The sequence below is a fragment of the Dokdonella sp. genome (assembly GCF_049593775.1).
Classification (GTDB): domain Bacteria; phylum Pseudomonadota; class Gammaproteobacteria; order Xanthomonadales; family Rhodanobacteraceae; genus Dokdonella.
On the sequence record NZ_JBAWHJ010000073.1, the window covers coordinates 1 to 10,528 of the forward strand.

Annotated in this window: 6 protein-coding genes and 1 riboswitch; of the genes, 4 read left to right on the forward strand and 2 right to left on the reverse strand. The window is 59.9% G+C overall.

The genetic code is table 11. From position 1 onward, the window contains the following. Positions 1–804: hypothetical protein (locus WBP53_RS02550; RefSeq protein ID WP_423925625.1), on the forward strand; the 804-nt coding region annotated here is incomplete at its 5' end. Positions 805–883: 79 nt separating this feature from the next. Here WBP53_RS02550 and WBP53_RS02555 read toward each other — a convergent pair. Beyond that, positions 884–3,529: a DUF3857 domain-containing protein gene (locus WBP53_RS02555; RefSeq protein WP_423925627.1), complete on the reverse strand. Its 2,646-nt coding sequence runs from the start codon at positions 3,527–3,529 to the stop codon at positions 884–886. Positions 3,530–3,842: 313 nt separating this feature from the next. Here WBP53_RS02555 and WBP53_RS02560 point away from each other — a divergent pair, with 313 nt between their 5' ends. The 3 genes from WBP53_RS02560 to ahcY all read left to right on the forward strand — a co-directional run bounded on the left by WBP53_RS02560 (position 3,843) and on the right by ahcY (position 9,728). Further along, positions 3,843–4,889, forward strand: a complete 1,047-nt coding sequence (locus tag WBP53_RS02560) for a hypothetical protein (RefSeq protein ID WP_423925629.1) — start codon at positions 3,843–3,845, stop codon at positions 4,887–4,889. 80 nt (positions 4,890–4,969) lie between these two features. Next, on the forward strand, positions 4,970–7,879 hold the full coding sequence (locus tag WBP53_RS02565; protein WP_423925631.1) for a hypothetical protein: 2,910 nt from the start codon (positions 4,970–4,972) through the stop codon (positions 7,877–7,879). 312 nt (positions 7,880–8,191) lie between these two features. Continuing rightward, positions 8,192–8,279, forward strand: a riboswitch (S-adenosyl-L-homocysteine riboswitch). Positions 8,280–8,297: 18 nt separating this feature from the next. Then, positions 8,298–9,728, forward strand: coding sequence for an adenosylhomocysteinase (gene ahcY, locus WBP53_RS02570; RefSeq protein ID WP_423925633.1), 1,431 nt, complete (start codon positions 8,298–8,300; stop codon positions 9,726–9,728). A gap of 10 nt (positions 9,729–9,738) precedes the next feature. Here ahcY and WBP53_RS02575 read toward each other — a convergent pair. Further along, positions 9,739–10,528: GGDEF domain-containing protein (locus tag WBP53_RS02575; protein WP_423925635.1), on the reverse strand; the 790-nt coding region annotated here is incomplete at its 5' end.

Genomic DNA, 10,528 nt, shown 5'->3' on the forward strand with positions numbered 1-10,528 from the left:
TCGCAGTACAACGCCCAATGTTCATCGTGCCACGGTACCTACAACGCCTCCTATGTTGGCGTCGGAAGCTTTGACCAGCTCGCCGCAACCATGGATTTCGAGACCGATGCCGACACCGCTGTCGACATTTCCACGCCAGACATCGGAAGAGAGCTGATCAGCTTCCTGCACTTCTTTCGTCCGCTCATCAATGCGAAATGTGTTGGCTGCCATGGCGCCAGCAATCCCGCCGCGGACCTGACCCTGGCCGAGCACTACTCAAGCACCGCGAATTACCCCGTGCCGGGAAGTCGCTGGGCAAACTTTGTCAACGCGAACTACGCCAGCGAGGTACCGGTCAACAAACGTGTCTATGGCTATAACTGGTCTGCCGCACGCAAGTACGTGATCTTCGAAAACGGACCGTATGCGAGCGAGTTCGTCAGCCCGGGAAATCCCCATGCGCCCATGGGAGCACTTGCGCCCTGGGACCCCGGCTATCAGGCCCTGTTCCTGCCGAACAGCAATGGCGAACTCTATTTTCTGACCGACATGCCCTTCCCCAGCAATTTCGGTCGTGGTGGCAGCTTCGCCAAACGCAGCTACCTGCTTGAAGTACTCACCGGTGAAGACCTCGATCCACGCAAGCAATACACCGGAACCTTCAATCACTCGGGCCTGCTGACTGCCCAGGAAACCATCTCGCTGAAGGCGCTGATCGACAACGGATTTCCTTACATGTCGCGTTGCGATGACACGACCGTTCAGGAAGGCATCAACAGTGGACTGCCATGGGGCGATGCGCTCGAACAGGATCGCCGATAGTCATCGGTCAGGCGCTGCGCCGGGACCTTTCCGCTAGACATGCCCGCCTTGATCGTCGTGGCATGGCGCATCTGCCCCGCTAGATCGAGAACGTGCTTGCAGGTACGGCGGGCACTTCACGCACGCTTGCGCGATCCTTCGTCAGGCGTTCGACAAAGGTGTTCCTGACACGCACCGACTGAAGGAAATAGCCGGTCCAGATTGCCGAGCCGATCAAGGTGCGCGGCAAGGACGAGTATCCGCCTGCGCCAGCTTCTGCGTCCGGAATCAGGGTGGTCAGCCCTGCGTCGATCAGCAAATGCGCAGCGGAAATCCATAGAAACGCGATGTAGATCTTCGGGAAGCTGGAGCGACGCTGATAGAACATCACAAGCAGCATGACTTCAAATACGAGAAGACCCAGCATTCCTACAAGTTCGAACAGCAACACGGGCGCCCACAAGGCGTGATAGGCATCGCTGCCGAACGTGGTCAGGTTGGACCATGTATCGGCAGCGAAAGCGTCGAGGCTCGTGTACAGACCGACCAGACTCGCGACCGGCAGGATTGTCACGCTGATCGCCGGGATGATCAGCCAGCCCCCCAGTCCGCGCAGCGAGCTGTGCGGATTCGCACCATAGGCTGGCGGATCATGGCGATAGATCTTGAGCGCCAGCCAGATCATTATCGCCAGCACCATCAGCGACACCAGCAGCAGCATCCAGTTGATTCGATCCATGCCGCTGGCATTCGTGCCGCTTGTCGCACCGCTCCACTGCAACTGGTAGCCGGTCTCGTTGAGCGCGCGCCCCAGATTCCCCACATAGCGCTGGGTATCGGCCGCAGCCACTTCATCGGCGAGCGAAGTAAACCGATCGGTGATGGTGAACCGATCGCCTCCCGATTTGATCGAGCGCTCGAAGGTAAACGCCGGATCATCCACCCGGGTTGTCGAGGGCTTGATCGTCCATTCGCTGGGCAGGACGGTCTCGGTCGTCACGGTTACATCAAGAGGATGCGATAGAAGCAGCGGCGCGTTGCGAATAGGCGAGCCCGGTCCACGCAGCAACTCATCGACATCGGGTACCGGGATTTCGGCCGTGTGTCGCTTGCCCGATTCGGACCATTCGGAAAAGTTCGGAATGCTGTAGCTCTCGGTCAATACGATCCGGTTGTTGCGCTCGTCATCCTGCACCTGCATGGGCTTGACGATGCTCAGGCCTGGAAACGACGCGGCATAGTAGTTGAGGTAGCTTTTCTGGAGCTCTTCGAAACTCGTCGTGGCCAGGAGGTAGCGGGTCGACTCGGCGCGCTCGCCCTCGACGGTGGTGACCGCGGTGAACTCAACCGGCTCTTGCAGCCCCGATCGCGCGTTGAAGGTCACGTGGACCTTGCGTGTCGATTTGGGTGCCCGCTCGGGCTCCATTGATACGGGAGCCCTGGACTCCGGTCCAATGACAAGGGCCAGATCGAAATCTGCCTGCACAAGATGATCAAGATCAGCGTTTTGGGTCGATCGAGTCGGATCAAGCCAGATCGGCTGGCCATCCAGCTCGGCGCGAACGATGACATGATCGAATTGACCCGGGCTCGGCTGCTGTTCCGCCAGGGCGCGCCGGATGCGCGTGTTGACCAAGGCAGGTTGGGCGTTGATGCCCAGGCGGTCGAGCATGGTCAGCAACAACAGGGTCTTGTCCTTGCAGTCTCCAAAACGGCGCTCGAGCACCAGGTCCGGAGGGTTTGGCTCATGCGAGTTCGGGCCGATCTCGACACCGAGGTAGCGAATCTCGGACTGCACGAACCGCAGTGCCGCCAGCAACCGATCTTCGCTGGTCGCCTCGGCCTTGCCTATGCGTTCTATCTCCGCCAGCAAGGTCGGCCCGATCCGATCCGGTATCGCATACAGCGGTTCGGCCCACTGCCTGACAGCAGACCATTCGGCAAACTCGCTCCATTGCACCAGGGGATACGGGTCGTACCATCCGGGTGCGTCAGTTTCGACGTTCAATCCGGGCACGTCGCGAGAATCCCACTCATACTCGCTGAAGTCATTCAGCCTCGTGACATTCGCCTCCAGGGCCGTATTGCGCGAGACCACGGACAGCTCTTTTCCTGCCGGCACAAGCAATCTTGCATGGATGCGGGCAACCGGCACGGTGAATTGCAGACTGAAGCTTCCGAAATCACGCTCACCGAAAACCGGATTGCGCCCACGAATCGAATAGGCGTAGTCGACAACGTCACCGACTCGCACGTCCTCCAGGAATACGCTCACTGTCTTGCTGCCATCGTAGATGCGCCGCTCAAGCTCGGTTTCCCGCTGCAGGACGCGGACGGTCGCAGTCTCAAGCTTGGGGATCACCCGGCCCTTGCGGACCAGGTCGATTGAATGCAACTCCAGGGTCTGGAACGAGGGATCGAAGCTGATCTCGACATTGGCCAGTGCGCTGACACCGGCTTCATTGGTTGCCATGCTGGCAAGGCGTCGAAACGTAGTGCGTTGCCTGGCGTCGAGTCGGACCTGCGAATCGCTGAGCAGGTAGTACGCGCCATCAAAAATCTGATCGAGACGACTATGGTCGGCTTCGCCCCTCTCGATGCGATCCACCCAGGCTGGTGGAGCGGCGATCGTATAGTCCAGTGCCTGCGCTTCAACCTCCCCCATCGGTGCAAGCAACATGCAAGCCAGCCACACCAGCCCACAAAGCCAGCTGCAGCCGGATACTGCAGAACCTTCCTGTTCCATTGCCTGTTCTCCCTTGCGAACAATCCGCCGTCTGCGCATCGAATGCGACTGCTCGAATGTTCACCGATTGTGGATCAGCACGCCAGTGCGACGTCCCGATTGCTCCACCGCACGCCACATCGGGCCTTTGCATCGGGCGGGCTTGGAACGAATGCGCGAGGCAGCCATGTCGATTGCAACCGCCAGCGTGCGGTGCGGGAAACTGTAGCGCGACGAGTGTTTGAGCCCACGGGTTCCCCCGGCACGCCGCATGTTCTAGTCTGGCTGACCCAGCGGCGGCCGTTCGGCCCCTGCACGACTTCCGGAAATCTGCATGACAACAACGCGATCCCTACGCGCATCAATGCGCATTCTGCTGACATCCACACTCGTCGGGCTTGCCTGGTTCAGCACCGCAGCACTGGCCGGTCCGGTGGAACCACCACTGCACCTGCTCTTCTCCGACAAGAATAGACTCGTGATTGGCACGGTTGCAGAAGTCAATCCGCCCAACCGCGTTGTTTTCAAGCGCGAGAAAGTTTTCGGTGGACATGACGACGTACCCGAACTCGTGGATGTGCTTGCCGATGTCCCCGCAGACAACGATCTGCATCTTGGCGATCGCTATGTCTTCGCCTACGACCTGATTGATCGCGACAAGCGCGCACCGGGCGGAGTCGTCCTGAACAAGAAAGGCAGCACGATCATCCGCAGCCTGGGCATCGAGCCCGCGATGTTCAGGGACTCCAGGGCTCTGCTGAAAATCCTGGATGCCGCGGATACCGAGGCAAAGCGGGATTCGAGATCACTCCTCAACCTGATGCTGAAGACCCTGAAAGGGGACGACGCGCAACTGAGGAACCTCGCGGCAGCCCAGATTGCGCTTGATGCCGATCTCGGGAAATTGCTCAACGAGAAGGATCGAGCGCTGATTCGAAAAGTCGTCGAAAGTGCGCAATACAGCACAGCTGCCCGCTCTGTCCTGCTCCAGGCTGCCTTCCTCTACCCCGATCTGTACGGAACCTGGTGGTTGCCTGTCGCCAAGGAAATACTGGCAACTACGCCGCTAGACGGATACCCTGAGGGGGCTTGGGACCCGACCGGGCTCGTCCTGCTTGCTTTCGGAGTGGTCGAGAAACCCGAAATCCAGTTGCCAAGGGATTCAATCGCACGCTGGCTGCGCAGCCCGCAACTGATTTTCCGCGAACAATCCCTGGTGCTGCTGCGCAGCAAGTTTCCAGGCCAGGAAAGGGAAATGGTAGAGCAAGCGCTGGAAGATCCAGCCCTGAATGCCGATTCCCGCAAGTATCTCGACGATCAGATTCGCCGTCTGGACCAGCAACACGCCGAACAGGCGACGGATAAGCAAGGAACCGAGTGATCGAAATATTGACGTAGGAGTTGCGTAAATCCGAGCGTTGAAGAGCAAGAACGAACCGTATCTTGATGAGGAGCCTTCAAATGTATTTGCGATACCGATTGTCCATCCTTGGTGCAGCAGCAATGCTCGCCCTCGGATCTACCGCACAGGCAGCCAGCCAGGCTGCGGCCCCCAACCAGGCTCCAGATATCAGGTACGCAGTGCGCGCCGACGTGTCGGCGCCGATGCGCGACATCATTCGCATGATGCCGCCTTCCGAGGCCGTAGGCTCCGCCAGCGCTCCTTTCGAAATGCCCAACATTCTGCTCAAGCGCTCGGACTACCCGACGATCTTCGCGCCGGACTACTCCAAGTCGCAGAATTCGCCAATGGGTACCTCTGCTCCTTCCATTGACGTCAGCTATGACGCACTGACCCAGGCCACTGCCTGCGGCGGCTGCCTCCCACCTGATACCAATGGCGATGTCAGCGACGTCCACTACATACAGACCGTCAACAGCCATTGGGCCGTCTACGAAAAAACAACCGGTGCCGTGGTGCAGGGCTCCACGCCCGGCAATTCGTTCTATGTCGGTTTTGGCGGCAAGTGCGAAACCACCAATTCGGGTGATCCGACAGCACTCTGGGACGCACGCGCCCAGCGCTGGGTGATCAGCCAGTTCGTTACCAGCGCACCGTTCGCGCAATGCGTGGCCGTTTCGACATCTCCCGATCCGCTCGGCAGCTACTATCGCTACGAGTTCCAGTGGCCAATATTCGGTGACTATCCGAAGATGGGCGTGTGGACTGAAGATTCCACGGCGCAGAATGCCTACACGCTTATCACCCACGATTTCGGAGGATCTCCCCAGACCTTCCAGGGCGCATCCCTGATCTCGCTCGAGCGTGACAAGATGCTGGTCGGTGATCCGACTGCAGCGGTAGTCCGCTTCGCCGGAATCGACGCCTATGGTGTCCAGCCGGTGCATCTAAGCGGTCTGAACGCAGCACCCGGCGGCTCATGCCCCTCGTTCGTGCATTTCGAGTTCAGTACGGCTCAATACCGCTTCTGGGACATGTGCCTTGACTGGGAGACGCCGGCCAACACTGTTTTCACCAATCCGCCGGCCTTCATCGATACGGACGTTTATGTGCCGTATGGCGGCGCCATTGCGCAGCTTGGAACCACTTCCCAGCTTGACGCATTCGGCTCGAACACGATGTATCGCGCCACCGCCCGCGCATTCCTGCCCACCGCACCGAATCGCATCTCGCTGGTGATCAACCACGTGATCCAGAGTGAGGCTGGCCAGGCTGGCGTGCGCTGGGTGCATTTCAACATGAAGCCGAGCGCCGAGTATCCGATCACGACAGTCGACCGCATCTTCGGTAATGGCTTCGACGGCGTGGATCTGCCGAATTCGGTGCCAGCGACCCAACTGGTCAAGTCAGTCATCGATCAGGGCAACTTCACGCCCGATGGAGATTCCCGCTGGATGGGTGGTATCGCCATCGATGGCAGCGGCAATATTGGCCTGGGTTATTCCAAGTCGAGCGCGACGATCAACCCCAAGATCATGATCACGGGCCGCACACCTTTCGATCCGGCGGGCATGATGCGCGACGAAGTCAGCTGTACGCCTGGAACCACCGGCTCGCAGACCAGCACTTCCGGTCGCTGGGGCGACTATGCCTCGATGAGCGTGGATCCGGTTGATCAATGCCGCTTCTACTTCACCACCGAGTACCTGGCCACTACCTCTGGCGCCTCCTGGCGTACACGCGTGTGCTCGTTCACGTTCGACGGTTGCGGCGATCCGGATTTCTCCCTGGTCAATGAAACGCCGGCCCGCGTGGAAGTTTGCTCGGCAACGGACAGCGACCCGACCTGGGATATACGCGTAGGCGTGCTCAACGGATTCAATGGCAGTGTGCTGCTGGCCGCCATGGACGTCCCACCCGGAACATCGGGATCCACGTCTGTAAACCCGGTCCTCGGTGCGGGCACGAGCGTATTTACCCTGAGCAATGGTGCGTCTATCGCTGCCGGGGAATATGATTTCTCGGTAAACGGAACGAGTGGACCGCTGACCCGAGGCACAAGCCTGGAACTGGGTGTGTCGACCGCAGCAGCATCGGCTCCCGCCCTGCTCTCTCCGGCCAACAATTCCACGGGCAACAAGGTCCTTCCGACGCTTAGCTGGAACGCCGCTGCTGGCGCGCTGAACTACAACGTCGAGATCGCCACCGATGTCGCGTTCTCCAACATCGTCAGAATCGCCACGGTTTCCGGCACGACCTGGAAGGTCACGCCTTCCTTGGCCGAGTCCACCCCGTACTACTGGCGCGTAACGCCGAACAACTACTGTGGCGCGGGTGCCACGTCGGTTGTATATCGCTTTGACACCGGCATCATCGGCCAGTGCCCAAGCGGCACGGCAGCGACCAACGTGTTCGCCGACGACTTCCAGGGCGGCGTCAACGGCTGGACCACAGTGGGAACCGGCGGCACCAACTGGACACAGCAGACGGCCCCGGCTGGCAGCGGACTGTCGACCACGGTCTGGGGTGTCCCGAACAACGCCACCACCAGCGATCGCGGACTGGTCTCGCCAAGCATTGCGATACCGGCCAACTCGCAGGCCACGTTCCTGACCTACGACACATGGCACAACTTCGAGGACGATGGTCCGACCGGGTGCTACGACAACGCTACGCTCGACATCAAGGTGGGCGCTGGTGCATTCACCTATGTCCATGGCAGCTCGCTGTACACCGATCCGTACGACGGCATTGCTGCAAGCAACCTGCCGAATGCCGGTCTGATGGTCTGGTGCCATACACCGCCATCCGGCGCCATCACCTCGATCGTAGACATGGATGACTACGTCGGCCAGAGTGTCCAGCTGCGTTACCGCGCATTGTCCGATGCGAATACGGTCGCAGCGACGACTCCGACCGGCTTCTACATCGACAATCTGGTCTTGAAGGCCTGCGTGCCGACTCCGTAATAACCGGAGCCATCAAGCAAGCATTGAACGGGCCGCTCTGCGGCCCGTTTTTTTTGGCGTGGGAAATGCCGGAACCCGTCCCTGACGCGGTGCCACCGGCAATGGGGACCGGCGCATCAGGCGGTTTTCCCCGCTATTCGCGACCGTCTTCTCGATTACCAAGCCTTGTCCACGGCGACGAACTGCCACCCACGAGCAGTGCCCCAAGGCTGTTTCGGCCTTCGCGCAGCTCGCTTCAAGTGCGTACATGAACGCCGACTTACACTGCTTCATCCCTCCATCGCGAATAAGCGATATACTTGTCGGCCCGTCGCCGCCGAGGGGCGCTGCAGGTCAGTCCCGCTCGTGGGGACCAGACACAGGCTCGGCACGCGATTCCCGTAAACGGCGCCCGCCCCAATTGAACGGAGCGAACCGAATGAATGCCGTCGTAAAGAACACCCCGAATACTGATTACAAGATTGCCGATATCTCCCTGGCGGACTATGGCCGCAAGGAAATCGACATTGCCGAGCACGAGATGCCGGGGCTGATGTCGATCCGCAGGAAGTACTCGACCAGCGCGCCGCTCAAGGGCGTACGCGTGACCGGATCGCTGCACATGACGATCCAGACCGCAGTATTGATCGAAACCCTCAAGGATATCGGCGCCGACGTGCGCTGGGCTTCCTGCAACATCTTCTCGACCCAGGACCACGCCGCAGCAGCAATTGCCGCTACTGGCACGCCGGTGTTTGCCTGGAAGGGCGAAACCCTCGAGGAATACTGGGATTGCACGCTCGACGCACTGACCTTCCCGGGCAACAAGGGCCCCGAACTGGTCGTCGATGATGGCGGCGACGTCACCCTGCTGATCCACAAGGGCTTTGAACTCGAGAACGGTTCGAAGTGGGTCGACGAACCGGCTTCTTCGCACGAAGAACAGGTCATCAAGAACCTGCTCAAGCGCGTCGCCAAGGAGCGCCCCGGTTTCTGGCATACCGTGGTCAAGGACTGGAAGGGTGTCTCCGAGGAGACCACCACCGGCGTGCATCGCCTCTACCAGATGCTCGAGGCTGGCAAGCTGCTGGTCCCGGCCATCAACGTCAACGACTCGGTGACCAAGTCCAAGTTCGACAACCTCTACGGCTGCCGCGAGTCGCTGGCCGATGGCCTCAAGCGCGCAATGGACGTAATGCTGGCCGGCAAGGTCGCCGTGGTCTGCGGCTATGGTGATGTCGGCAAGGGCTGCGCGCACAGCCTGCGTGCCTATGGTTCGCGCGTCGTTGTCACCGAAATCGACCCGATCAATGCCCTGCAGGCATCGATGGAAGGCTTCGAGGTCAACACGGTCGAATCGACCCTTGGCCGCGGCGACATCTACGTCACCACCACGGGCAACAAGGATGTGCTGACCGTCGAACACCTGTCGTCGATGAAGGACCAGGCCATCGTCTGCAACATCGGCCACTTCGACAACGAGATCCAGGTCGACGCACTGCACAAGCTGGATGGCGTAACCAAGATCAACATCAAGCCCCAGGTCGACAAGTTCACGTTCAAGGATGGCCGTGCGATCTTCCTGCTGGCCGAAGGCCGTCTGGTCAACCTCGGTTGCGCGACCGGCCACCCGAGCTTCGTCATGTCGAACTCCTTTTCGAACCAGACCCTGGCCCAGATCGATCTGTGGGCAAACAAGGACAGCTACGAGAACAAGGTCTATATCCTGCCGAAGATCCTTGATGAGGAAGTCGCTCGCCTGCACCTGGAGAAGATCGGCGTGAAGCTGACCACACTGACCAAGGCACAGGCCGAGTATCTCGGCGTATCGGTTGAAGGACCATACAAGCCAGAGCACTACCGCTACTGATCTGCCGTTTCTATCCGGCGGGCGTAACGCCCGCCGGATGCGGATGTGCTTCGTCGTCCGCACGCTCTGTCCGATTTCTGCCGGTCTGCTTGCTGCGATAAAGCGCCTTGTCCACTGCCAGGTAGAATGCATCGGCATCTGCGTGATGCGCAGCATCGAATGAACCGGACCCGATGCTGACCGTCACCCTGGACTTGTCGTCGCCAAACTCCAGCGCCCGGGATTCGAGATCCTGGCGAAATCGCTCGGCACGATCGAAAGCCGTTTGACCGTCAGACTCCAAAACGACGCCAAACTCTTCCCCGCCCAGCCGCGCGACCACGTCTTCCGGCTTGTCGAAATGCGCCAGCATGCGTTGTGCCATGGCGACAAGACAGGCATCCCCCGCGGAATGACCGAATGTGTCGTTGATGTTCTTGAAGTGGTCGATATCGAGGATCAGCAGCGAAGCCGCGCTGCCACCGCTCGCCTTTGCCAGGGCACGGGCCAGAGCATCCTTGAATGCACGCCGGTTGGCTATGCCGGTCAGGCTGTCGATCAGGCTTTGTTTCTCGAATTGATCCCGTTGTTGACGCAGATCTTCCTCAAGTTCCAGGCGGGCCCGGTACTCACGATAGCTGCGCAACAGGACCAGGACCATGTAGGTCATGTAGACCATCCACATCAACGCTACGCCTGGTGTGACGAACCGCCACAACAGGATCAGGCTGGGCAACATCACCGAGGAAATCGCGATCATGCAAGGTATGCGGCGCATGCACATCGAATGCGCGAGTGCCATGCCGAACGCTCCGGAAAAC